This is a genomic window from Stenotrophomonas sp. AB1(2024), from assembly GCF_037482345.1.
Classification (GTDB): Bacteria; Pseudomonadota; Gammaproteobacteria; order Xanthomonadales; family Xanthomonadaceae; genus Stenotrophomonas.
The window spans coordinates 2,779,742-2,802,153 of record NZ_JBBHKO020000001.1 but is presented as its reverse complement, the minus strand read 5'-3'; the positions used below and the strand labels follow the sequence as shown (position 1 = coordinate 2,802,153).

The 22,412-nt window shown below is 66.8% G+C and carries 21 protein-coding genes; 9 read left to right on the top strand and 12 right to left on the bottom strand.

Annotated features, from left to right (window positions below):
- Window positions 1-102: 102 nt before the first annotated feature.
- A complete protein-coding gene (gene azu, locus WIX41_RS12670) occupies window positions 103-561 on the bottom strand; it encodes an azurin (protein WP_409187385.1) in 459 nt (152 codons plus the stop codon).
- Between the two features lie 114 nt (window positions 562-675).
- Here azu and WIX41_RS12665 point away from each other — a divergent pair, with 114 nt between their 5' ends.
- Complete coding sequence (locus WIX41_RS12665; protein ID WP_339448057.1) at window positions 676-1,290, top strand: HAD-IA family hydrolase; 615 nt, start codon at window positions 676-678, stop codon at window positions 1,288-1,290.
- 34 nt (window positions 1,291-1,324) lie between these two features.
- Here WIX41_RS12665 and WIX41_RS12660 read toward each other — a convergent pair whose 3' ends face one another.
- A complete protein-coding gene (locus WIX41_RS12660) occupies window positions 1,325-2,554 on the bottom strand; it encodes an acetylornithine transaminase (RefSeq protein WP_339448056.1) in 1,230 nt (409 codons plus the stop codon).
- A 64-nt stretch (window positions 2,555-2,618) separates the two neighbouring features.
- On the opposite strand from WIX41_RS12660, the gene WIX41_RS12655 reads away from it, so the two are divergent.
- Both WIX41_RS12655 and WIX41_RS12650 read left to right on the top strand, forming a co-directional pair.
- Complete coding sequence (locus WIX41_RS12655) at window positions 2,619-3,491, top strand: ion transporter (RefSeq protein ID WP_339448055.1); 873 nt, start codon at window positions 2,619-2,621, stop codon at window positions 3,489-3,491.
- Window positions 3,492-3,836: 345 nt separating this feature from the next.
- A complete protein-coding gene (locus WIX41_RS12650) occupies window positions 3,837-4,229 on the top strand; it encodes a hypothetical protein (RefSeq protein ID WP_339448054.1) in 393 nt (130 codons plus the stop codon).
- A gap of 963 nt (window positions 4,230-5,192) precedes the next feature.
- Here the strand turns inward: WIX41_RS12650 and WIX41_RS12645 are convergent.
- Complete coding sequence (locus tag WIX41_RS12645; RefSeq protein WP_339448052.1) at window positions 5,193-6,011, bottom strand: SDR family oxidoreductase; 819 nt, start codon at window positions 6,009-6,011, stop codon at window positions 5,193-5,195.
- A gap of 108 nt (window positions 6,012-6,119) precedes the next feature.
- Between WIX41_RS12645 and WIX41_RS12640 the strand changes: the two genes are divergently transcribed.
- Entirely contained in the window at window positions 6,120-6,827 is a 708-nt protein-coding gene (locus WIX41_RS12640; protein WP_339448051.1) for a hypothetical protein, read from the top strand.
- 234 nt (window positions 6,828-7,061) lie between these two features.
- Here the strand turns inward: WIX41_RS12640 and WIX41_RS12635 are convergent, their stop codons facing one another.
- Entirely contained in the window at window positions 7,062-7,724 is a 663-nt protein-coding gene (locus tag WIX41_RS12635; protein WP_339448049.1) for a phosphotransferase, read from the bottom strand.
- 56 nt (window positions 7,725-7,780) lie between these two features.
- Between WIX41_RS12635 and WIX41_RS12630 the strand changes: the two genes are divergently transcribed.
- Window positions 7,781-9,772 (top strand): bifunctional DedA family/phosphatase PAP2 family protein, encoded by a 1,992-nt coding sequence (locus WIX41_RS12630; protein ID WP_339448047.1) that lies wholly within the window; start codon window positions 7,781-7,783, stop codon window positions 9,770-9,772.
- Window positions 9,773-9,796: 24 nt separating this feature from the next.
- Here WIX41_RS12630 and WIX41_RS12625 read toward each other — a convergent pair whose 3' ends face one another.
- The 3 genes from WIX41_RS12625 to WIX41_RS12615 all read right to left on the bottom strand — a co-directional run bounded on the left by WIX41_RS12625 (window position 9,797) and on the right by WIX41_RS12615 (window position 12,609).
- Window positions 9,797-10,408, bottom strand: a complete 612-nt coding sequence (locus tag WIX41_RS12625) for an LON peptidase substrate-binding domain-containing protein (protein ID WP_339448045.1) — start codon at window positions 10,406-10,408, stop codon at window positions 9,797-9,799.
- Between the two features lie 10 nt (window positions 10,409-10,418).
- Entirely contained in the window at window positions 10,419-11,783 is a 1,365-nt protein-coding gene (gene mpl, locus WIX41_RS12620) for a UDP-N-acetylmuramate:L-alanyl-gamma-D-glutamyl-meso-diaminopimelate ligase (protein WP_339448044.1), read from the bottom strand.
- 262 nt (window positions 11,784-12,045) lie between these two features.
- On the bottom strand, window positions 12,046-12,609 hold the full coding sequence (locus WIX41_RS12615) for an adenylate kinase (RefSeq protein WP_339448043.1): 564 nt from the start codon (window positions 12,607-12,609) through the stop codon (window positions 12,046-12,048).
- Window positions 12,610-12,747: 138 nt separating this feature from the next.
- Between WIX41_RS12615 and WIX41_RS12610 the strand changes: the two genes are divergently transcribed.
- Window positions 12,748-14,004, top strand: a complete 1,257-nt coding sequence (locus tag WIX41_RS12610; RefSeq protein WP_339448041.1) for a 6-phosphofructokinase — start codon at window positions 12,748-12,750, stop codon at window positions 14,002-14,004.
- Window positions 14,005-14,365: 361 nt separating this feature from the next.
- Here the strand turns inward: WIX41_RS12610 and WIX41_RS12605 are convergent, their stop codons facing one another.
- Window positions 14,366-14,869, bottom strand: coding sequence for a hypothetical protein (locus WIX41_RS12605; protein ID WP_339448039.1), 504 nt, complete (start codon window positions 14,867-14,869; stop codon window positions 14,366-14,368).
- Between the two features lie 348 nt (window positions 14,870-15,217).
- On the opposite strand from WIX41_RS12605, the gene WIX41_RS12600 reads away from it, so the two are divergent.
- A complete protein-coding gene (locus WIX41_RS12600) occupies window positions 15,218-17,245 on the top strand; it encodes a sodium-translocating pyrophosphatase (RefSeq protein ID WP_339448037.1) in 2,028 nt (675 codons plus the stop codon).
- 90 nt (window positions 17,246-17,335) lie between these two features.
- On the opposite strand, the gene WIX41_RS12595 is transcribed toward WIX41_RS12600, so the two are convergent.
- Genes WIX41_RS12595 through WIX41_RS12580 form a run of 4 tightly spaced genes read right to left on the bottom strand, consistent with a single transcriptional unit; the run spans window position 17,336 to window position 20,337 of the window.
- Entirely contained in the window at window positions 17,336-18,004 is a 669-nt protein-coding gene (locus WIX41_RS12595) for a hypothetical protein (RefSeq protein WP_339448035.1), read from the bottom strand.
- Window positions 18,005-18,048: 44 nt separating this feature from the next.
- Entirely contained in the window at window positions 18,049-19,272 is a 1,224-nt protein-coding gene (locus tag WIX41_RS12590; protein WP_339448033.1) for a helix-turn-helix domain-containing protein, read from the bottom strand.
- A 9-nt stretch (window positions 19,273-19,281) separates the two neighbouring features.
- Window positions 19,282-19,788, bottom strand: a complete 507-nt coding sequence (locus WIX41_RS12585) for a hypothetical protein (protein WP_339448031.1) — start codon at window positions 19,786-19,788, stop codon at window positions 19,282-19,284.
- A gap of 24 nt (window positions 19,789-19,812) precedes the next feature.
- The gene (locus WIX41_RS12580; RefSeq protein ID WP_339448029.1) at window positions 19,813-20,337 is read right to left on the bottom strand and encodes a hypothetical protein; all 525 of its coding nucleotides are present in this window, start codon (window positions 20,335-20,337) and stop codon (window positions 19,813-19,815) included.
- Between the two features lie 184 nt (window positions 20,338-20,521).
- Between WIX41_RS12580 and ppa the strand changes: the two genes are divergently transcribed.
- Both ppa and WIX41_RS12570 read left to right on the top strand, forming a co-directional pair.
- Window positions 20,522-21,058: an inorganic diphosphatase gene (gene ppa, locus WIX41_RS12575; RefSeq protein WP_068853925.1), complete on the top strand. Its 537-nt coding sequence runs from the start codon at window positions 20,522-20,524 to the stop codon at window positions 21,056-21,058.
- Window positions 21,059-21,211: 153 nt separating this feature from the next.
- Complete coding sequence (locus tag WIX41_RS12570; protein WP_339448026.1) at window positions 21,212-22,333, top strand: HDOD domain-containing protein; 1,122 nt, start codon at window positions 21,212-21,214, stop codon at window positions 22,331-22,333.
- Window positions 22,334-22,412: the final 79 nt, after the last annotated feature.

Below are 22,412 nucleotides of genomic sequence, written 5' to 3'. Positions count from 1 at the left end.
CCGGTGATGGATTGGCTTCGGACGTACGGTGGTCCATGCCTCGGTAGCGCCGGCCGTTGGCCGGCCCGCATGAACCCATCATCGCGCGGACGGACGTGGCCCTCAGCCGAACACCAGTTTCCCTTTCATCATCGCGAAATGCCCGGGGAACGAGCAGAAGAACGTGTAGTCGCCGCCCTTGCGCAGGGCGGCGGTGGAAAACGTCACGCTGGTGCGCTGCCCACCACCGATCACCGCCGTATGCGCCAGCACTCGGGGATCTTTCTTCGGCAGGTAACTGTCAGCCAGCGTCATCCGCATCCCCGCCATCGCCACCGGCGGGTAATCGGCCGTCTTCGTCAGCACCCAGTTGTGCCCCATCGCCGTGGCCGCCAGCTTGCCGGTGTGGCGCAGGGTCAGCGTCACCTGGCTGCAATCGGCCGCGACCTTGATCTCCCTGGTGCTGAAGCTCATCTGGTCGGTGCTGTCCAGGTTGACCGCGCACACGCGCGCCTGCGCGGCAGGCGCCAGGGCCAGGCCAGCCAGCATCACGGGGACAAACACTCTCACGGCACTCTCCATCCTTCAGTCACTGCAATTCTAGGCAGCCGGACTCTGGATGAGGTGCGACGGGATGTCGCAGCGACGCCCGGGAGTGCGGTAACGTCGGTTGTCGCTTCGCACACGAGTGGAACCATGCCGGCCGCCCTGGACTGCCTGCTGCTGGATTTCGATGGCGTACTGGTCAACTACGCAAGGCACCTGCGCGTGCGCCATCTGGCCGACACCTGCGCGCGCACGCCCGCACAGGTGCACGCGGCATTGTTCGACAGCGGACTGGAACGGCAGTTCGACCTGGGTCTGGACAGCGCCAGCTACCTGCAGCAATTGGGCGATGCGCTCGGCGTGTCGATCAGCATCGCGCAATGGCAGGATGCCCGCATTGCCGCCTCACCACCGCAGACCGGCGTGATCGAGCGCGTGCAACGCATCGCGCAGAAGCTGCCGATCGCCATCCTCACCAACAACGGCGCACTGATGGCGCAGACCATCCCGCGCATCCTGCCCAGCCTGGTGCCCATGCTTGGAGGGCGCATCCTGTGCAGCGGCGAACTGGGTGGCCGCAAACCCGACCCGGCCGTGTTCCTGCGGGCGGTGGAACGACTCGACGCGCGCCCCACCCGCACCCTGTTCGTCGACGACCTGTTCGTCAACGTACGCGGCGCCCGCCAGGCGGGCCTGCACGCCGACACCGCAAGCGACAGCCGCAGCTTCGGCAAGCTCATGCACCGCTACGGCATCAACGCCTGATGCCGGGCAGTGCCCGGCGCGCTGCTGCGTAACCTCAACGCGACGCGATGAACGACTGCACCGCGGCCCGCAGCCGCTTCAAACCCTCGGCAATCTCTTCATCGGTAATGTTCAACGCCGGCACGAACCGCAACACATCCGGCCCGGCCTGCAACGTCAGCAACCCGTGTTCGGCAGCATGGTCGAGAATCGCCCCCGCCTGCCCGGCGAAATCCTTGTCCAGCACCGCGCCCAGCATCAGCCCGCGACCGCGCACCTGGCTGAACACCTTGAACTCGTCGTTGATCCTGCCCAGCCCATCGCGCAGCGCCTGCGACTGGCGGCTCACATTACGCGCGATCTCCGCCGAAGACAGCTTGCGCAGCGCCACGCGCGCCACCGCTGCCGCCAGCGGGTTGCCGCCGAAGGTGGTGCCGTGCGCGCCGAACTGCATGGTCTCGGCCACCTTGGGCCCGGCCAGCATCGCGCCGATCGGGAAACCGCCACCCAGCGCCTTGGCCAGGGTCACGATGTCCGGCTTGACCTCATCCTGCCAGTGCGCGAACAGCGTGCCGGTACGCCCCATGCCGACCTGGATCTCATCGAGCACCATCAGCGCGTTGTGCTGGTCGCACAGTTCACGGATGCGCTTCATGAAGCCCGACCTGGCCGGCATCACCCCGCCCTCGCCCTGGATCGGCTCCAGCATCACCGCCGCCACATCACCGGCGGCCATCGCCGTTTCCAGCTGCACCTCATCGTTGAAGTCCACGTAGCGGAAGCCACCGGGCAGCGGCTCGTAGCCTTCCTGGTACTTCGGCTGCGCGGTGGCGGTCACGGCGGCCAGGGTGCGGCCATGGAAACTGCCGCGGAAGGTGACGATCACCCGCTGATGGGCCGGGCGGCCCTGCGAAGCGGCCCACTTGCGCACCAGCTTGATCGCCACTTCGTTGGCTTCGGCGCCGGAATTGCACAGGAACACACGCTCGGCGAAGCGCGAAGCGGTGACCAGCTCTTCGGCCAGGCGCAGCGGCGGTTCGCTGTAGAACACGTTGCTGGTGTGCCACAGCTTGCCGGCCTGCTCGATCAGCGCGGCCTTCAGGTCCGGATCGTTGTGGCCCAGGCCGCACACGGCGATGCCGGCGGCCAGGTCGATGAACTCACGGCCCTGGTTGTCCCAGACGCGGGCGCCCTGGCCACGTTCAAGCACCACCTGGCGCGGCTTGTACACCGGCAGGTAGTAATGCGACAGGGACAGGAGCGGGTCGGGGGCAGCGGCGGTCATGGCGGTCAGGGGTCCTGGAAAGGCTCCATTCTCCCCTTCCACCGCCTGGGGCACAATGCGGCCCATGCACCCCTTCCGCGCCCCCCAGCTCAATCCCGCCACCGAATCCGGCTGGCGCCGGACCTGGTTCGACATCATCTACCGCCACGATACCCGGCCCTCGCGCAACTTCGACCTGCTGCTGGTGTACGCCATCATCGCCAGCGTGCTGGTGGTGATGTTCGACAGCGTGCAGCGCTTCCACATCGAGCACGCCAGCTGGCTGTACGTGGTCGAGTGGGGTTTCACCCTCCTGTTCACCGCCGAGTATCTGCTGCGGCTGGTGGTGGTCAAGCGGCCGCTGCGCTATGCCTTCAGCATCTGGGGCATCATCGACCTGGCCTCGATCCTGCCCACCTATCTGTCGCTGTTCATCCCCGGCGCGCAGAGCCTGCTGGTGGTACGCGCGCTGCGCATCCTGCGCGTGTTCCGCATCCTCAAGCTGACCCGCTACATCGAAGAAAGCGGCGTGTTGATGGAATCGTTGTGGCGCAGCCGGCGCAAGATCCTGCTGTTTCTGTTCACCGTGGTCACCATCACGATCATTGCCGGCACCTTGATGTATGTGATCGAGGGGCCCAACCACGGGTTTACCAGTATTCCCAGCGCGATGTATTGGGCGGTGGTGACGATGGCCACGGTGGGGTTTGGCGATATCGTGCCGCAGACGGTGTTGGGGCGGTTTGTGACCTCGGTGTTGATCCTGATCGGTTACAGCATCATTGCGGTGCCGACCGGGATCTACACCGCCGAGCTGGCCAACACCATGCGTGATGCCGAACGCGCCGCCAAACGCGATGCGCGCGGGTGCCCGCAGTGCGGGCTGGAAGGGCATGAAGCGGATGCGAAGCATTGCCGGGCGTGTGGGGCGGGGTTGCCGGAAGCGTTCAATCATTGAACGACCCCGCGCGAAACGGACAAACGCGGGGTTTGGGTGCGTAGATCCACGCCCTGCGTGGATGCGCTTCGTTCCGTGCTCATGAACACCTGAGGGTCTTCTTCGGATCGTCTAAACGTCGGTCGCCGATCGGGGGCCCACGGCATATGGCTTCGGAGGCTTGTGCCGCGCTGCGCGCGGTTGCCACGCAGGGCGTGGCACTACGAATTGTTACGTGCGCAGGACGATGGCGACAGCAAAGCGCCAGGCGCCTTGTTGCCGGGGCGCGATACGGACTGATGCAAAATGATCGGAAGCTTGAAGGCTCTCGGCGTTCTTCAGCGGACACTATGTGCTCGTTCATACATGCGCGCTACTTTCATGCAACCTGCCAACCTTTCCGCCCCATGCTCCATGCGCGCGCCGAGCGCCATAGCCAATCCGCGCGTTGAATCAACCTCGGCCGCCTTGGTTCCCTCTGCGACTGCGCCGATCGCCGTCAACAATTCAGCCGTGATCGACGCGCGGGCGACGGTGACCGACGCCCGGGCCACGGTCGACCGCACGAATCAATGGCAGCGTGACGCACTTGAAGCAGTCCCCCAGGGTGAATCACGCGATGAGATGCTGCACGCGGCGAATGTGGCGAAAGAGCGGGCGATGAATGGACTGATCGCTGCCGAGAACAATCTCCGTATCCTTGAGAATGTGGCCGAACATCGCAGGGAATTGGACATGGCGTTCGTCTACAAGTTGTGACCAGGCGCCTGTCCCGAGCCAGGCCTCGGAGACGTGAGGCATTCACGGCGTAGAGCCAGGCCCTGCGTGGCTGCTCTTCGTTCCGGGTCATGATGTCGAACGGGCGGCTTCGATTCTGCGGCCAGCGCGCACGAATGATTGAATTTTTGAAGGATGAGGGCTCGTGCGCAGGGAGAATCTTCTCCCCCATCCTCTGGTGCGCCTGCCGACATGCAACCTGCTTCGAACCTCCCCACGAGTCTAACGTCCCTTAGGGTTCCGGCGCCGGCGCGTGCCAGCTCCGCGGAATTGCGTGCTGGCGAAGCGCTCGCCAAGCCAGTGCCATCGACCGTTCATAACGGCGATTCACCGGCGTGCTCAGAGGTCAATCTGAAAAATGTGTCCTCCGCCTTTCTGGAATATCTGTCGATACCGGCATCCAAATCGCAGAACCCTTCCCATTCCTGGTGCGATCAATTCATCGTCTTCCTGGAAGAGGCTCCGCGATTCATTGACACGCGCGCTGATAGACGCCTGACTCGCGAAGACGAGATCTCAGTAAAGCATTTCAAAACCTACCTGGACTCCAAATGCATCGCGTCCAAGGATTTCTTGAAATCTACCGATGGCAATAGTTATATTCATGGCATACGGAATCTGTCAAAATAATTGCCACCTCAATCACGCTGCTTCGGCGTGTGCCAACCCAATGAGCCGAGGCGCGCCCATCGATCATTGGGCGCGGCGTGGACCTACGAATTGGTACTGGCGTAGATCCACGCCCTGCGTGGATGCTCTTCGTTCCGTGGTCATGAACGCCTGACAGTCTTCTTCGGATCGTCTAAACGTCGGTCGCCGATCGGGGGCCCACGGCATATGGCTTCGGATGCTTGTGCCGCGCTGCGCGCGGTCGCCGGGCAGAGCCCGGCGCTACGAATTTTTACGTGCGCAGGACGATGGCGACAGCAAACGCGGGGCGCGCGGTCAATCCAGGAACAGATCCGGCAACAACGGGCGCGTCGGATCCACCGCATACCCGGACAGATCCGTGATCCCGGCCTGTGCCAGCACCTCGTCGTCCAGCAGGAATTGACCGTTGAAACCCGCCGCCTCGCGCGTCAGCACCGCGTGCGCGGCGGCGGCCAGGATCTCCGGGGTGCGGCAGCCGCCGACATCCACGCCCGGAATCATGTTGATTGCGTCAGTGGCGATTACCGTGCGCGGCCACAGCGCATTCACCGCCACGCCCTGCGGCCCGAACTCTGCCGCCAGGCCCAGGGTGACGAAGCTCATGCCCATCTTGGCCAGCGTGTAACCTGTGTGCGGGCCCCACCACTTCGGGTCCAGGCTCGGCGGCGGCGCCAGGCTGAGAATGTGCGGGTTGGGCGCCTGCAGCAGGTGCGGCAGGCAGGCCTGCGCGCACAGGAAGCTGCCGCGTGAATTGACCTGCTGCATCAGGTCGAAGCGCTTCATTGGCGTATCCAGCGTGCCGCGCAGCCAGATCGCGCTGGCGTTGTTGACCAGGATGTCGATGCCGCCAAAGGTGTCCACGGTGGCGGCCACCGCTGCGCGCACCTGGTCTTCCTCGCGGATGTCGCACTTCAACGCAAGGCCCTGGCCACCTGCAGCCGTGACCGCCTCGACCGCGCTGTGAATGGTGCCGGGCAGTTTCGGGTTGGGCACTGCGGACTTCGCTGCAATGGCAATGTTGGCACCGTCGCGGGCCGCCCGCAGCGCAATGGCCAAGCCGATGCCGCGCGATGCGCCGGTAATGAATAGGGTCTTTCCCTGCAGACTCGCCACGTCCAGTACTCCCGCGAATTCATGGTCGGCCCAGTATGCCGCGCCTACGCGCAATTAACCGCCTCCTGACGATAGTGACAGCCTGGTTACCGCTGCGAGGTGTCTGCCATGCGCCGTTCCTGCTCACTGCTCTCCGTCCTCGGCTTCATCCTTCTTACCAGTGCCTGCCAGCGCGGTCCGTCCGAGCCTGCAGCGGCAACCGCCGATCCCAGCGCATCCGGCGCTGCAGCGACCGCACCCGCTGGGCAGGCGCCGGCCAACGGCACCCTGCGCTGGAGCAATGCGGTGGTCTGGAGTGGCGACCTCAACAGCTGCCGCCAGGGCGAGGCCGCGGCCACACGGGAGTGCCTGGTCAAGGCGATGCGGGGCGCGGGCGCCAGCGCAGATGCGATCGCGGCCGCCGAACAGCTGTCCAGCGGGGGCGAGCTGGCGTTTGTCAGCGCCTGGCACGAACAGGACGGCATCGGCGTGGCCACGGTGACCTACCCGTTCCGCGCCAACACCAACGAGGGCACCCGCCTGATCGATGCCAGCGGCAAGCGCATCGACGTGGACAACGTGCAGCTGGATGACACCCTGCGCGCCGACCCCGGCGTACAGGCGCTGTTGACCACCGATCCGCAGGCTACCCCGTTCGCTCCGGCACAGGCGGCAGGCAGCGCTCCCTTGGACGGCGGCGGCGTTCGCCTGCTATACCGCACACCGCTGCGCGAGTGCCATGCCTGTGTGGATGTGGGCACCGTGCAGATCGGGTATGACTTTGATGCCAAGCGCAATTTCATCGCGCAGCAGGCCGTTCCGTCAGCGCTCAAATGAGGAGCAGCCACGCAGGGCGTGGCTCTACGCTCTGACAGCGCAATCCTCCTGTGTACGTAGCAACTCGTAGTGCCACGCCCTGCGTGGCAACCGCGCGCAGCGCGGCACAAGCATCCGAAGCCGTATGCCATCGGCCTCGGATCACTGACCGGCGTTTAGACGGTCCGAAGCGGATGGTCGGGCGTTCATGACCCGGAGCGAAGAGCGTCCACGCAGGGCGTGGACCTACGCCCCTCACGGCTTCGGCCCCTGCCCTTCATTGTCTTCCCAGTGCAGGATCTTCCGGGTCACGAACCGGTATACCGGCTTGCCGGTGCGGAACCACAGGTCGCGTACCCACGAGTGGCGCTTGAGCACGCGCTTCTCCACCGGGGTCAGCGACTCGCGGCAGTACATGCGCTTGTGTTTGAGCAGGTGGCGCAGGTCTTCGCGGGCCAGCAGGCGCATCCAGCGCGAGCGCGGGTTGCCGATCACCGCCAGCTGGAAGTCGATCAGCGCCGGGCTGCCATCTTCGCGGACCAGCCAGTTGGCTTCCTTGGCCAGGTCGTTGTGGGCGATGCCATGGCGGTGCACCCGCTGCAGCAGCCGGCGCGCGGCGCGGAAGTAGGCAAGGTCGCCGCGCGGCGGGCGCTGGTACATGGCGTCGCCGGCCATGAAGCTGCGGTCCAGCCAACGGCCGTTCCACGCCAGCAGCGCCGGAGTGCCGGGCATGCCGTCCAGGTGCGCCAGCGCGCGCGCTTCACGGCGGGCCAGCCACCAGGCCGGCAGGCGCAACCACCACGGGGTGGCGAGCAGATCGCGGCGGACGAAGCGCTTGCCGCCCTCTTCCATCAACAGGATGCGGCCGAAGCTGTCGGCCTTCAGGGCGTGTGAGGCGGGCGGGAGCGGGCGATTCATGGCGGCCATTCTAGCTGGCCGGCAGTCAGTCACTTTGGCCCCTCTATAATCCCCCGATGGACTCGTCATGGATCGATGCCACGCTTGCGTGGATCTCAGCTCACCCGGTGCTTGCCGGCGCGGTCATCTTCCTCATCGCCTTCTGCGATGCGGTGATCGTGCTTGGCGCCATCGTGCCCGCCCTGCCGCTGCTGTTCGCGGTGGGCGTGTTCATTGGCCTGGGCCAGATTTCCGGGCCGTACGCGGTGGCGTGTGCGGCACTGGGCGCGTTCGCCGGCGATGGCATCAGTTACTGGATCGGCCGGCGCTGGGGTGACCGGCTGCGTGGCTTCTGGCCGTTCAACCGCTACCCGCAGCTGCTCGACCGCGGCGAGACGATGTTCCGCCGCAACGCCTTCAAGAGCATCCTGATGGCGCGCTACGTGGGCGCGATCCGCCCGTTCGTGCCGGCCATCGCCGGCATGATGAACATGCCGGCCATGCGCTACGTGCAGGCCAGCGGTATCGCCAGCATTTCCTGGGCGGTGCTGTTCCTGGCCCCGGGCTGGGTGCTGGGCGAAGCGTATGACGCGGTGGCTGCCGTGGCCGGGCGGTTGGTGATGGTACTGGCGCTGGTCGGCGTGGTGATGGGCGTGGTCTGGGCGATCGTGCTGTACGGCTACCGCTGGTCGGCCGCGCGCATGGACAGCTGGCTGGCCAGCCTGTTGCGCTGGTCCCAGCGTCACCCCACCCTGGGCCGCTATTCGGTGTCCGTGTTCGACCCGCAGCGCCGTGAATCGGTACCGCTGGCGATGCTGGCGCTGATGCTGCTGGTGCTGGGCTGGGGCTGGTTCGCGCTGTTGATGGCCGTGGTCGCCCATGGCGAGCCGCTCAGCCTGGACCTGGCCGTGCACCAGGCGATGCTGGCGCTGCGCAACCCGCTGGCCGATTACCCGATGGCCGCGCTGGCCTCGCTGGGTGCCTGGCCGGTGCTGCTGCCGGCCACCGCGGTCACCATGGGCTACCTGATCTGGCGCCGACGCTGGATGGCGGCGGCGCATTGGCTGGCGGCGCTGGCCTTCGGGCTGGCGCTGACCAAGCTGCTCGGTGCCACGGTGCACGTGGTGCGCCCGCCGGATGCGAGCAGCGGCTTCGGCTTCCCGTCGGTATCGGTGACCATGGCCACCATCACCTTCGGCTTCTTCGCAGTGCTCATCGCCCGCGAGCTGCCCGGCCGCACCCGCGTGTGGCCGTACCTGCTGTCGGGCATCATTGTCAGCCTGATCGGCTTTGCCCGCCTGTACCTGGGTGCGCACTGGCTGAGCGACGTGATCGGCGGGATGCTGTTCGGCATCTTCTGGCTGCTGGTGCTGGGCATCGCCTACCGCCGCCGCTTCAACCGCTCGTTCTGGGTCAAGCCGGTGTCGTTGCTGTTTTACGGCACCTTCGCGGTGGCCGCGCTCTGGTATGCGCCGCGCAACATCGCGGTGAAGCTGGAACGGTTCGAACCGGCCCAACCGGCACCTGCCAACGTGGCCGCGCAGGATTGGTGGGGCAACCAGTGGCGCACTCTCCCGTCGCGCCGCAATGAGTTCGACGACGACCAGCGCTGGCCGCTGGATGTGCAGGTGGCCGGGCCGCTGGCGCCGCTGCGCGAGCGACTGGAAAGCCAGGGCTGGCGCGTGCAGCCGCAGGCCGGCTGGGAACAGGCGCTGCTGATGCTGGACAAGTCGGCCACGCCGGACGAAGTGCCGGTGCTGCCGGCCACGCTGGATACCCAGGTGGAATCGCTGCTGCTGCTGCGCCCGGGCAATGCGCCCAACGAAATCTTCGCGCTGCGCCTGTGGCCGGCGCCGGCGCAGCTGCAGCCAGGCGACCACCCGTTGTGGCTGGGCAGTGCGCAGACGCTGCACTACCAGCAGCATTTCCATCTGATCGGGATGTGGCGGCCGATGCGCGGCATCGATCCGTCGTTGAAGGCGGTGCGCGAGGCACTGGCAGGGTTGCCGCAGGAAGTGGACACACATCCGGAAACCGGGATGCCGGTGTTGCGCGTAAGAACCTATTGAGAAGTCACGACCAACGGTCGTGACCTACCAATTCTCGTCGATGGGCGTTGAGTTGGCCGGCATCCAGCGTAGCAGCGCATCCAGGCGCTGGTGCGGGTCGTCGTGCTGCAGCAGTTGCAAGCGCTGCGATTCTTCCAGCGGCAGCAGCTCGGCCAGCCGCCAGCCAACCCAGGCCGCTTGATCCATCAGCGCGGGGTGCGCAGGCGCGAAGGCGGTGCCGGCCTGTTCGATGATGTGGCCCAGCACGGTGGACAGCAACGCGTGTTCCGGGCGCAGTTCGTCGTCGTGGTCGGGCGTGCTCCATTCCACGTCGGCCATGATCAGGCCGTTGTCACGCACGCGTACCTGGCGTACATGGAAGCGGCGGTGGCCACGCAGGCGCAGCACCAGCACGCCATCGGCGCCCATGTCGAAATCATCGATCCGCGCTTCCACGCCGTGCGCGGCGGGCGTGGCCGGCGCGCCGACCTCGTTGCCGTCCAGGATCAAACAGACCCCGAAGTGGGTGTTGTTGCGGCTGCACTCGCGCAGCATGTCCAGGTAGCGACGCTCGAACACGCGCAGGCCCAGCGCGGCGCCGGGCAGCAATACCGCATGCAGCGGGAACAGGGGCAGCGTGGCAACGGAATCGGTCATGGCCAACCGATTATCGCGCCTGCAGCTGCGCCAGGAAACGGCGCGGCGCGCCGTCGAAGCCGCCATTGGACATGAACACGACATGGTCGCCCGGCTGCACGCTCGCGCCGAGCTGTGCCAGCAGCGCATCGGTATCGGGCACGGCATGCGCCTGCCCGCGCACGGCGGCAATGACGCTGGCCGCATCCCAGGCCAGTTCCGGCCGGTGCAGGAACACCACCGCGTCAGCCAACGCCAGCGACGGCGCCAAGGCGTCGGCATGTGCGCCCAGACGCATCGAGTTGCTGCGCGGTTCCATCGCCACCACGATGCGACGCTCGCCGACCTTGGCGCGCAGCCCTTCCAGCGTGGTGTGGATGGCGGTGGGATGGTGGGCGAAGTCGTCGTACACGGTAATGTCGCCGGCCACGCCGATCACTTCCATGCGGCGCTTGACGCTGCGGAACCGGGCCAGCGCCGGGATCACCGTCGCCGGCTCAACACCCACGGCATGCGCGGCAGCCAGGGCAGCCAGGCCGTTGAGCACGTTGTGGCGACCCAGCAGCGACCAGCGCACTTGGCCCATCGCCACGCCACGGTGATGCACGATGAAGGCACTGCCGTCGGCATTGACCAGCTCGGCGTGCCATTCCAGCCCGGGATCGAAACCGAACCGCTCCACCGGCGTCCAGCAACCCATCGCCAGCACCTCGGCCAGGTACGCATCTTCGCCGTTGACGATCAAGCGGCCACGCGCAGGCACGGTGCGCACCAGGTGGTGGAACTGGCGCTGGATCGCGGCCACGTCCGGGAAGATGTCGGCGTGGTCGTATTCGAGGTTGTTGAGGATCGCCACCAGCGGGCGGTAGTGCACGAACTTGCTGCGTTTGTCGAAGAACGCGGTGTCGTATTCATCGGCCTCGACCACGAACTCGCGGCCCTGCCCCACGCGTGCGGACACGCCAAAGTCCTCGGCCACGCCACCAATCAGGAAGCCCGGCTCGCGGCCGGCGGCCTGCAGCAGCCAGGTCAGGATGGTGGTGGTGGTGGTTTTGCCGTGGGTACCGGCCACGGCCAGCGTGTCGCGGCCCGGCAGCACCTGTTCGGACAACCACTGCGCGCCGGAAATGTAGCGCTGCCCGGCATCCAGCACTGCTTCCACGGCCGGATTGCCGCGCGACAGCGCGTTGCCGACCACGACTTCATCGCAATCGCGGGCCACGCTGTCGGCGCGATAGCCCGGGTCCAGGGCGATGCCCAGCTGTTCCAGCTGGGTGGACATCGGCGGATAGATCGCCTGGTCGCTGCCACGGACCGTATGGCCCCGTTCCCGCGCCAGGGCGGCCACGCCGCCCATGAAGGTGCCGGCAATTCCAAGAATGTGGATCGTGCTCATCACCCGATTGTCGCCGATCGCAATCCGAAGGCGTAGCCCCGGCCGTTGGCCGGAACGCGGGATGTCGGGAGAATCCCGATAGCGGCCTACTGTGAACACGTCCACAATTCGTCGTGCCAGCCGCGGTACCCCCGTTGGTCCTACTCCCCAAGAGGCCATCCCCAGGGGGGCTCATATTGTGGGGCTCTGAGCAAGCCCGATCGCTGGCGCCTTACACCGCACGCCCGGTTCCGATAGGACCGGGCGTGCGCGTGTAGGTTGATCAGCGCTTGAGCGCCGCGTGGATGCGCGCTTCCACTTCTTCCAGTTCACCGACGCCATCAACGCGCGTCAGGGTGCCCCGGCCAGCATAGAAATCCACCACCGGCGCGGTCTGTTCGTTATAGACCTGCAGGCGCTGGCGCACGGATTCGGGGTTGTCATCGGCGCGGCCCTGTTCCTTTGCACGGCCGGCAATGCGCTCGACCAGCAGCTCGGTCGCCACATCCAGCTGCACCACCGCATCCAGCGGCTGGCCGATCTTGGCCAGCAGGGCGTCCAGCGCGTTGGCCTGGGCCACGTTGCGCGGGTAACCGTCCAGGATGAAGCCATTGGCCACGTCGGCCTGGCCCAGGCGTGATTCCAGCATGCCCAGCAGGATGGCGTCGGACACCAGGTTGCCGGCATCCATCACGGCCTTGGCCTGCCTGCCCAGCTCGGTACCGGCGGCCACTTCGGCACGCAGCAGGTCACCGGTGGAAATATGCGCAATGCCGAGGTGTTCCTTCAGGCGCGTCGCCTGTGTCCCCTTGCCCGAACCGGGCGGTCCCAACAGAACCAATCGCATCAACCTGACTCCAACTTGGTAAAAAATGGAAGCGCGTGCGGCGGGTTTGTCCACAATCACGCTGCACCGCAATAGGCGCACTTTACCTCATACCGGTAATGTCCCTGCAATGTCCTTCCCCCCGACAAAGGTCCCACCATGTCCAAAGGTACCCTGTTGTATGCCCAGTCAGGCGGCGTCACCGCCGTCATCAACGCCACCGCATCAGCGGTGATCAGCACCGCCAGGGCCAAGGGAATCAAGGTGTTGGCCGCGCGCAACGGCATTCTGGGCGCGCTCCGCGAGGAGCTGATCGATACCTCGAAGGAGTCGGCGGCGGCCATTGCGGCGCTGGCCCATACCCCCGGCGGGGCCTTCGGCTCGTGCCGCTACAAGCTCAAATCGCTGGAGGCCGACCGGGCCCGCTATGAGCGGCTGCTGGCGGTGCTGCGCGCCCACGACGTGCGCTGGTTCCTCTACAACGGCGGCAACGACTCGGCCGATACCGCCTGGAAGGTCTCCCAGCTGGCCAAGGCGTTCGATTACGACCTGACCTGCATCGGCGTACCCAAGACGATCGACAACGACCTGGCGGTGACCGACACCTGCCCGGGCTTCGGGTCGGCCGCCAAATACACCGCCGTGTCGGTGCGCGAAGCGGCCTTGGACGTGGCGGCCATGGCCGAAACTTCCACCAAGGTATTCGTGTACGAGGCCATGGGCCGGCATGCGGGCTGGCTGGCGGCTGCGGCCGGGCTGGCCGGAAATGGACCGGACGAGGCCCCGCACATCATTTTGCTGCCCGAGCGCGCCTATGACGAGGCCGCGTTCCTGGCCAAGGTGAAGCAGGTGGTGGAACGCGTGGGCCACTGCGTGGTGGTGGCCTCCGAAGGCATCCAGACCGCCGATGGCCGGTTCGTGGCCGATGCCGGCGGCGGAAAGGATTCGTTCGGGCACACCCAGCTGGGCGGGGTGGCCTCGCCGTTGGCCGCGCGGGTCAAGGACACGCTGGGCTACAAGGTGCACTGGACCCTGCCCGACTACCTGCAGCGTTCGGCGCGGCATATCGCCTCGAAGACCGACTGGGAACAGGCGCAGGCGGTGGGCAAGGCGGCGGTGCAGTATGCGCTGAAGGGCCAGAACGCGGTGATGCCGGTGATCGTGCGCAGCAGCGATGCCCCATACCGCTGGAAGATCGAGCCGGCGCCGCTGCACAAGGTGGCCAACCATGAAAAGAAGATGCCGGCCGGGTTCATCCGCCGCGATGGCTTCGGCATCACCGACAAGGCCCGCGCGTACCTGTCGCCGCTGATCAAGGGCGAGGCACCGTTGCCCTACGGCGCCGATGGCCTGCCGAAATACGTGACCCTGAAGAATGTGGCGGTGAAGAAGAAGCTGCCGGCATTTGAGGCGTAACGGAAACCCGGGCACCGCCATGCATCCGGCGCCACGGTTGTTTAATCCGGATCCCAATGGACCCGTAACAATTCGTAGCCCCGGCCGTTGGCCGGACACCGCGCGCAACCCACCTTCCGGCGTTTAAACCAGCCGAAGCCAACCGTAGCGCCGGGCTCTGCCCGGCCGCTCTTCGTTCAGAGGTCATGAACACTGATGGATGTCTTCGGTTGGGTATACACCCGGTTGGATCGCCGCCAATGGCGGCACGCCGGGCTCCGGACGCTTGCGCCGCGCTGCGCGCGGTGTCCGGCCAACGGCCGGACCTACGAATTCTCCCGAACGCAAGCAGATCCGGATACGTCGGGACCAGAAGCCAGCGTTACCGGCAGGCCTTGCCTTCGATGCTCATCTGCGCAGCGAACATCGGAATCCTGGCGATCTGGCCGGCGGCGGCCTGCTTCTTCGCCTCTTCCAGGTAGATGCGCGACTGCCCTTGGCCGTCAAGCTCGGGCTTCTGCTCCACCGGCAGGCGCCAGACCCGTACCACCGCCTGCTGTGCGGGACAGGCGGCGCTAGGCACCCGGATCACGTCGTTGAGTTTCCAGCCCTTGGCTTCGCTGGGCTGCGCCTTGTCGTAATCGACAAATCTGGCGCGCGGCTGGCACTGCTCGCTGGTGCGGACCACGGCGAACGTGTAGGGCGCGGCGGTATCACCGGTAAACGTGCCTTCCAGGCGCGTGCACGCCTCGGGAATCTGGCGCAGGGTGTGGGTGACGTTCACTGCCTGCGCTGCGCCGACCGGGCGCTGACGTTCGGGGGTTTCGGCAGCGGTGGCGACAAGGGAGGGAAGCAGGGCCAGCAGGATGAGGTGGCGGGGGGACATGGGCGGGGCCTCCTTGGGGATGGGGGGAGGCTGGCATTGGGTGGATGAATGGTGTGGCAAGGGGGGCGCTGGTGGTCGGGGGATTACGCCAAGTGCCGATCCGGCCAACGGCCGGGGCTACCGCCTCGTGCGCGACGCAAACGGTTGTCGCCACACGCATTGGCGCATGTGGTGGGCAGGGCTGATCATTTCCCGGCATACTCGGGGGGCACCAGGATTGCTGAACAAAGCCACACGCTTGATGACCGGGCACGGTCTGAACGGGTTGGTCCATCGTTGCAGCCCGTTGTGCCCCGCGTGGTGAGGTTCATCCGTCGACTGGATGCCATCCATCACCCGGGAGGGGACATGCTGGAACGTTATGGGCTTTCTCTGGCGCTGTTCTGCGCCATTCTCGCGATTCTCTACGGCATCGTGTCGGCACGCTGGATCCTCCGGCAACCGGCTGGCAATGCCCGCATGCAGGAAATCGCCGCCGCCATCCAGGAAGGCGCGCGCGCCTACCTCAACCGCCAATACCTCACCATCGGCATCGCCGGCGCGGTGCTGTTCGTGCTCGTCGGCATCTTCCTCAGCTGGTACACCGCGATCGGGTTTGCGATCGGTGCGGTGCTGTCCGGTGCAGCCGGCTACATCGGCATGAACGTGTCGGTGCGGGCCAACGTGCGCACCGCCGAAGCGGCGCGCAAGGGGCTGAGTGCGGCCATGGACGTGGCATTCCGCGGCGGGGCGATCACCGGCATGCTGGTGGTCGGGCTGGGCCTGCTCGGCGTGGCCGGCTATTACGCGCTGCTGCTGCGGCTGGGGCTGGATACGGCGGCGGCGCTGCACGCGCTGGTCGGGCTGGCGTTCGGTTCGTCGCTGATCTCGATCTTCGCGCGGCTGGGCGGCGGCATCTTCACCAAGGGCGCCGATGTGGGGGCGGACCTGGTCGGCAAGGTGGAAGCCGGCATTCCCGAGGATGACCCGCGCAACCCGGCGGTGATCGCCGACAACGTCGGCGACAACGTCGGCGACTGCGCCGGCATGGCCGCCGACCTGTTCGAAACCTATGCAGTCACGGTGATCGCCACCATGCTGCTGGGCAGCCTGATGATCGCCGAAGCCGGGCGCAACGCGATCCTGTACCCGCTGGTGCTGGGCGGGGTGTCCATCATCGCCTCGATCATCGGCGCGCTGTTCGTCAAGGTGAAGCCGGGCGGCTCGATCATGGGCGCGCTGTACAAGGGCGTGATCGTATCGGGCGTACTGGCCGCCATCGCCTTCTACCCGATCACCCTGCAGCTGATGCCGGACAACGCGCACGGGGCTACGAATCTGTATATCTGCGCGCTGATCGGGCTGGTCCTGACCGGGCTGATCGTGTGGATCACCGAGTACTACACCGGCACCCAGTACAAGCCGGTGCAGCATGTGGCGCAGGCCTCCACCACCGGCCACGGCACCAACATCATCGCCGGGCTGGGCGTGTCGATGAAATCCACCGCGTTGCCGGTCATCGCCGTGTGCCTGGCGATCTGGCTGGCGCATCTGCACGGCGGCTTGTATGGCATCGCCATCGCCGCCACCGCGATGCTGTCGATGGCCGGCATGATCGTGGCGCTGGATGCGTACGGGCCGATCACCGACAACGCTGGCGGTATCGCCGAAATGGCCGAACTGCCACCGGAGATCCGCAGCATCACCGACCCGCTGGATGCGGTCGGCAACACTACCAAGGCGGTAACCAAGGGCTATGCGATCGGCTCGGCCGCACTGGCCGCACTGGTGCTGTTTGCCGACTACACCCACAACCTGCAGGCCGCCCATCCAGGTGAAGTGTTTGCCTTCGACCTGTCCGACCACACGGTGATCATCGGCCTGCTGATCGGCGGGCTGATTCCCTACCTGTTCGGCGCGATGGCGATGGAAGCGGTGGGCCGTGCAGCCGGTGCGGTGGTGGAGGAAGTGCGCCGGCAGTTCCGCGAGATTCCCGGGATCATGCAGGGCACCGGCAAGCCGCAGTACGACCGCGCAGTGGACATGCTGACCCGCTCGGCGATCCGCGAAATGATCGTGCCTTCCCTGTTGCCGGTTGCGGTACCGGTGGTGGTAGGCCTGCTGCTCGGGCCACGTGCGCTGGGCGGGCTGTTGATCGGCACCATCGTGACCGGCCTGTTCGTGGCGATTTCGATGACCACCGGCGGCGGCGCCTGGGACAATGCCAAGAAGTACATCGAAGATGGCCATTTCGGCGGCAAGGGCAGCGAGGCGCACAAGGCGGCGGTGACCGGCGATACGGTCGGCGATCCGTACAAGGACACCGCCGGGCCGGCGATCAACCCGCTGATCAAGATCATCAACATCGTGGCGCTGTTGCTGGTGCCGTTGTTGTAGGACGTATCAGGTGCACCCGACCAACGGTCGGGTGCACCTCCCGCACCCTGCTCACGCCAGGCACGCAGGGCCGGTTCGGTTGCGCGCTGATCAAGCGCGCGGGCGGCGCACCGCACGGACCTTGCCGCTGCGCCCGCCACCGGCGTAGAACAACCCTGCACCGTCTGCCTCCAGCCCGCTGACATGCATGCCCGCGGGCATGCGCAACTGTTCCAGTACCTGCCCGCTGCCAGCATCCACGCGACGGATGTCGCTGCGTTCGCCATCATCGGTGCCATGCCAGAGCTGGCCGTCCACCCAGGTCACGCCGGTGACGAAGCGGTCCGATTCGATCGTGCGCAGCACCTTGCCCGTGGCTGGATCGACCTGATGGATGCGGCGTTCGCGGTACTGCCCCACCCACAAGCTGCCCTCGGCCCAGGCCATGCCCGAATCGGTACCGGCGCCGGGCGACGGAATCGAAGCCAACACCTTGCCGGTCTGTGGGTCGATCTTGTCGATGCGCGCTTCGGCGATCTGGTACAGGTGGGTGCCGTCGAATGCGGTGCCGGCATCGCAGGGTACGGCCAGCGTGCGAACCGGTTTGCCGCTGTCCGGTTCCAGGGCGAGCAGCGCCGTGCCGGTGGCGGCCCAGACATGCGTGCCATCGAAGCTGACGCCGTGGATGCAGTCGGCACCGTCGAAGGGACCGTATTCGTGCACCACTTCGGCGTCGCGCACGCGCGGGGCAATGGCAGGGCTCAGCGTTTCAGTATTCATTGCAGCGTCTCCTGGCACATCGGAAGGGGTGCCTGCCAACCACCCTAGTCGCCCGGCAGCGAGGCGGGGAGTAACAAGATCGTCGTGAATCCGGACAGCGGCGCGGCCAGCCAGCGCTGCGTGCGCCCACGCCCGGTCGCGCGCACCTGGCCGGTGCTTTCAAGCGACACCAGCGCGCGCTGCACCGTGCGCTGGCTGGCGCCCAGCGCCAGGGCCAGGGCCGAGCTGGACCAGGCCGCCCCATCGCCCAACAGCGCAGCGACCGCGCCCGGTTCCCCCTCGATCGGTGGCATCAGTACCGCAACTTCGTTGCCGGGCGCTGCCACCAGCCGGTAACCGCCAGTGGTCGCTTCGACCTGAAGCAGCCCCTGCACCGCAACGCGGACACGCCCGATTTCCACACGCAGCCGCGCGCGGTGGGTGTGGTCGCCATCGCGTGTGCGGAACACATCAGCAATCAATACGTCCCGTTCGACATCCCCGGGCCAGGCCTGGCCCAACGCACGCAGCAACGCGAACAGCAGCGGCCGCCGTGCCAGTGGCCGCCAGCGGCCGCCCACCCACAGGCCGCGCCGGCAGCCGTCGACCACGCAGGCCGATGAGGCAAGCAGATGCTGCACTGAATGCAGATCCAGCAGGCGGTCAGTACTGTCGCGCGCCACCCGACGCGCTGCCGGCTGGGCGAGGTGGATGCGTGCCTGCGCGACTTCCGCCTGCAACGCTGTGATGCCCGACGCCTGCGCGGCAGCGGTCGCCGCTTCCAGCGCGGCCGCTGCCTGCGGCACCTGCAGCGCACGTGCAGCCAAGGCCGCTTCGGTCAGGCCGGCCATGGCTGCCAGGGCCGGCGTCAGTACCTGCGACTGCAGCTGCGCCAAGGCCGCTTCGGCTTCCTTCCGCCGCCCAAGCAACAACCAGCGGCGGGCCAGGATCAACCATGCCTGCAGCGCATTGTGGGGATCGGCACGGGCCTCCAGTGCACGGGCTGCAGCCAGCAGTGGCGCGGGGCTGCCGGCCAGATCACGCAGCGCCAGCCCCACTTCCGCCTCGGCGACGACACAACGCGCCCGGGCCAGTACCTCGTCGGTACCGAAGCCGCGCCAGGCCAGACGCAGCAGTTCCCGAGCCCGTTCCAGCTCGCCCAGCTGGGCCATGGCGACACCGCGCAGTGCCAGTGCCGGCGGATCACTGCGCAGGGCCACATGGCCCAACGCCGTCAGTACATCGCCTGCGGTAAGGGCACGTGCGGCGGCGGCAAGCAGGGAGTCCATGCGTGCAGGCTAGCGCAGGCAGTCTCCCAGCGCCTCGAACAGGGTCTCCCCCGTACCGGGAAGACGCTGGAACAGCGGTTGCGGTCCCTCCATTGCCGCCAGCAACGCCGCTACGGTGGTTCCGCCCCCGATCGGGAAATGGCACAGCCAGGTCGGTTGCTGCCGCTGCAGCGCCCCGGTCGACGGATCGACCCGCAGCTCGCTGGCGGCAAATGCCCACCCGCAGACGTTGACCCTGCCAGTGGCCCGCTCGACCGAGCAGCGCAGCTTCAACGGTTGGTAATCGGTGTATTCACCTTCGCAGAAGGTGTCGGGACAGACGTCGTCGAACCCGGCTTCAAGGCGGTGGCGCAGGTCCCGGAACGCGGACCAGTTCGCCTGCGGCGTGGGGTAGTCGACCAGGTCGACGTGCAAGGGCGGAACACCCGCTGCGGCGCGCGCCGCCGAGGCAGGAAGCAGGAACAGCAGCGCGGCGGACAACAGGGAACACCGGATCAGCAAGGGAATGACAGGCATGGTGGTTCTCCTCGGGTCAGGACATCAGGGCAGGCAGCGGCGCAGCACGTCGAACAGCGACTGCGACGAGCCGGGCAGGCGGTTGAACAGGTAGCCGGAACTGTCCGGCTGCAGCGTGGTCATGGCCGAGAGGAACGCCGCCACCGGCAATCCCGGCGGCAACGGCACCGGGCAGTACCACTGGCTGAGCTCGGTGGTGATCGCCCCGTTGCCGGGGTGCACCCGACTCTGGCTGGCGACCACGGCAAACCGACAGGCGTGGATCTGGTCCTGGCGGGTATCGACCACGCAGTTCAGGCGCAGCGGGCGGTAGTTGTCGAACGCGCCTGCGCAGAAGGCATCGGGGCAGGCATCGGTGAACTCGCTGGCCAGCCACCGGTTCAGGTCCTGGTAGGCGGTGTCGTCGGCGGGCTCGCCGGGTTCGAGGCGCTCGGCCAGATCGATGTAGCGCGGCGGGCTGGCCGCGGCCGGGCCCGCAACGGACAACGCCAACAGGATCAGGCTTGCCAAGGGCAGCGACGGGTGGCGGGAAGGCAGGGAAACGGTCATGGGCGGACTCCGTGAAGGGAGTTCCACCGTGCGCCTGCGCGCGCCCCGGCGGGATCAGGTGGGTGCGCAGGCGCAGGTCGGTGATCTCCACTGCGGCCGGTCGGATACCCCCCACCCTGCACGTTGGCCGGCAAAGGCATAAAATGGGAGGTCTTATCGCGCATCCCCCCTCTCGGAGCACACCATGGGTCTGGAACTCGTCTCGCCCGGCAAGAATCCGCCGGAAGAAATCAACGTCATCATCGAGATCCCGAAGGACTCGGAGCCGGTCAAGTACGAAGTGGACAAGGAAACCGGCGCGATCTTCGTCGACCGCATCCTTTCCACCCCGATGCGCTACCCGTGCAACTACGGCTACGTGCCGAGCACCCTGTGCGGCGACGGCGATCCGGCCGACGTGCTGGTCGTGCTGCCGCTGCCGCTGGTGCCGGGTTCGGTGGTGCGCTGCCGTCCGGTGGGCGTGCTGAAGATGAGCGACGAGGCCGGCGGCGACGAGAAGATCCTGGCCGTGCCGATCTCCAAGGTGTTCAGCGGCTACGCGCACGTGGAAGACATCGAACAGGTGTCCAAGCACTGGCTGGAGCGCATCGGCCACTTCTTCGAGCACTACAAGGACCTGGAAAAGGGCAAGTGGGTCAAGCTGGACGGCTGGGGCGGCGCCGCTGAGGCCAAGCAGATCCTGGTGGAAGCGCACCAGCGCTACCTGTCCAGCAACAGCTGAGACTGAATGACCACCGCTCCGGCGCCCAGCGGCGGAGCGATGGCCATCACGTTTTTACAATGAGGCCCATCACTGTTTGGGCCGAATTGGGTACATTGCGACTTCTACACCGTCCACGGTGCATTCCACCGTGGTCACCCAGGGGACTGTGTCGTGCGTATTCTGCTAGTTGGGGACGAAGCCAGCCTGTCGGCTGAGCTGTTGGAATTCATTGCCGATCTTGGGGAAGAGTGGCAGCCGTTGACGGCCGCCGATGGCCAGACGGCCATGAGCATCGTGGCGGCTTCGCCGGTCGATGCGGTCATTGCCTGCCCCACCCTGCCCGATCTGACCGCGACCACGCTGCTGGGCCAGATCCGGACCCTGCGCCCGGAGACGATCCGCATCGCGCTGGTCGAAGCGCCGCAGGGCAACCGGCCGCCGCCGGCCCGCCTGATCGGCGTGGCGCACCGGTTCCTGCCGCTGCCGCTGGCCCCCGAAGTGCTGCTGGAAGCGCTGACCAGCCTCGAAGAGCTGCGCGAACTGCTCGACAGCGAGCGCCTGCGCAGCGCCATTGGCCGCATCGAGAAGCTGCCCTCGCCGCCGCACCTGTACCTGAGCCTGACCCAGGCGCTGGAGCACGACGACGACACCGACACGGCCGACGTGGCCAAGCTGGTCTCGGCCGACCCGGCGATTGCAGCCAAGGTGCTGCAGTTGTCCAATTCGGCGTTCTTCAACAGCGGCCGCACCATTTCCGACCTGCGCAGCGCGGTGACGCGGCTGGGCCTGGCCACGCTGCGCGACCTGGTGCTGGCCAGCGAAGTGTTTTCGGCGTCGGCGTTGTCCGGCGCCGAGCGCAACGCGTTGCAGCAACGTGCGCTGATGGCGTCGCGGCTGGCCGCCAAGCTGCTGCCGGAATCGAGCGCCGAACTGGGCGCGACCGCCGCGCTGCTGGCCGATATCGGCCTGCTGCTGCCGGGCGTGCGCAACGAACGCAGCGAGCCGGCCAACGATGCCGACCCGCGCCCGGGCCACAGCGAAGCCGGTGCCTACCTGCTGGGCCTGTGGGGCCTGCCGATGCCGATCATCGAAGCGGTGGCGTTCCACCTGCAGCCGCAGCGTTCGAACACGCGCAGCTTCTGGGTGACCGGCGCGGTGCACGTGGCGCTGGCGCTGGTCAACGGCGACCCGGTGGACGAGGAATACCTGCAGCGTGCCGGCGTGCTGGGCAAGCTGCCGCAGTGGCGCGATCATGCCAATGGGTTGATGGGGTTGGCTGCAGCTGACGCCTGATTCCTTTTTACGGAAGGTCAACAGCCGGCCAACGGCCGGCGCTACCGAAAAAGCCGACCTCGCAGGTCGGCTTTTTCTT

Coding starts and splice junctions, on each gene's coding strand:
- WIX41_RS12595 (WP_339448035.1), bottom strand. CDS start 18,004: ATGAATACTGAAACGCTGAGCCCTGCCATTGCCCCGCGCGTGCGCGAC.
- WIX41_RS12640 (WP_339448051.1), top strand. CDS start 6,120: ATGCGCCGTTCCTGCTCACTGCTCTCCGTCCTCGGCTTCATCCTTCTT.
- WIX41_RS12615 (WP_339448043.1), bottom strand. CDS start 12,609: ATGCGATTGGTTCTGTTGGGACCGCCCGGTTCGGGCAAGGGGACACAG.
- WIX41_RS12580 (WP_339448029.1), bottom strand. CDS start 20,337: ATGACCGTTTCCCTGCCTTCCCGCCACCCGTCGCTGCCCTTGGCAAGC.
- WIX41_RS12610 (WP_339448041.1), top strand. CDS start 12,748: ATGTCCAAAGGTACCCTGTTGTATGCCCAGTCAGGCGGCGTCACCGCC.
- ppa (WP_068853925.1), top strand. CDS start 20,522: ATGGGTCTGGAACTCGTCTCGCCCGGCAAGAATCCGCCGGAAGAAATC.
- WIX41_RS12600 (WP_339448037.1), top strand. CDS start 15,218: ATGCTGGAACGTTATGGGCTTTCTCTGGCGCTGTTCTGCGCCATTCTC.
- WIX41_RS12630 (WP_339448047.1), top strand. CDS start 7,781: ATGGACTCGTCATGGATCGATGCCACGCTTGCGTGGATCTCAGCTCAC.
- WIX41_RS12660 (WP_339448056.1), bottom strand. CDS start 2,554: ATGACCGCCGCTGCCCCCGACCCGCTCCTGTCCCTGTCGCATTACTAC.
- WIX41_RS12635 (WP_339448049.1), bottom strand. CDS start 7,724: ATGAATCGCCCGCTCCCGCCCGCCTCACACGCCCTGAAGGCCGACAGC.
- mpl (WP_339448044.1), bottom strand. CDS start 11,783: ATGAGCACGATCCACATTCTTGGAATTGCCGGCACCTTCATGGGCGGC.
- WIX41_RS12590 (WP_339448033.1), bottom strand. CDS start 19,272: ATGGACTCCCTGCTTGCCGCCGCCGCACGTGCCCTTACCGCAGGCGAT.
- WIX41_RS12655 (WP_339448055.1), top strand. CDS start 2,619: ATGCACCCCTTCCGCGCCCCCCAGCTCAATCCCGCCACCGAATCCGGC.
- WIX41_RS12605 (WP_339448039.1), bottom strand. CDS start 14,869: ATGTCCCCCCGCCACCTCATCCTGCTGGCCCTGCTTCCCTCCCTTGTC.
- WIX41_RS12585 (WP_339448031.1), bottom strand. CDS start 19,788: ATGCCTGTCATTCCCTTGCTGATCCGGTGTTCCCTGTTGTCCGCCGCG.
- WIX41_RS12650 (WP_339448054.1), top strand. CDS start 3,837: ATGCGCGCTACTTTCATGCAACCTGCCAACCTTTCCGCCCCATGCTCC.
- azu (WP_409187385.1), bottom strand. CDS start 561: ATGGAGAGTGCCGTGAGAGTGTTTGTCCCCGTGATGCTGGCTGGCCTG.
- WIX41_RS12665 (WP_339448057.1), top strand. CDS start 676: ATGCCGGCCGCCCTGGACTGCCTGCTGCTGGATTTCGATGGCGTACTG.
- WIX41_RS12625 (WP_339448045.1), bottom strand. CDS start 10,408: ATGACCGATTCCGTTGCCACGCTGCCCCTGTTCCCGCTGCATGCGGTA.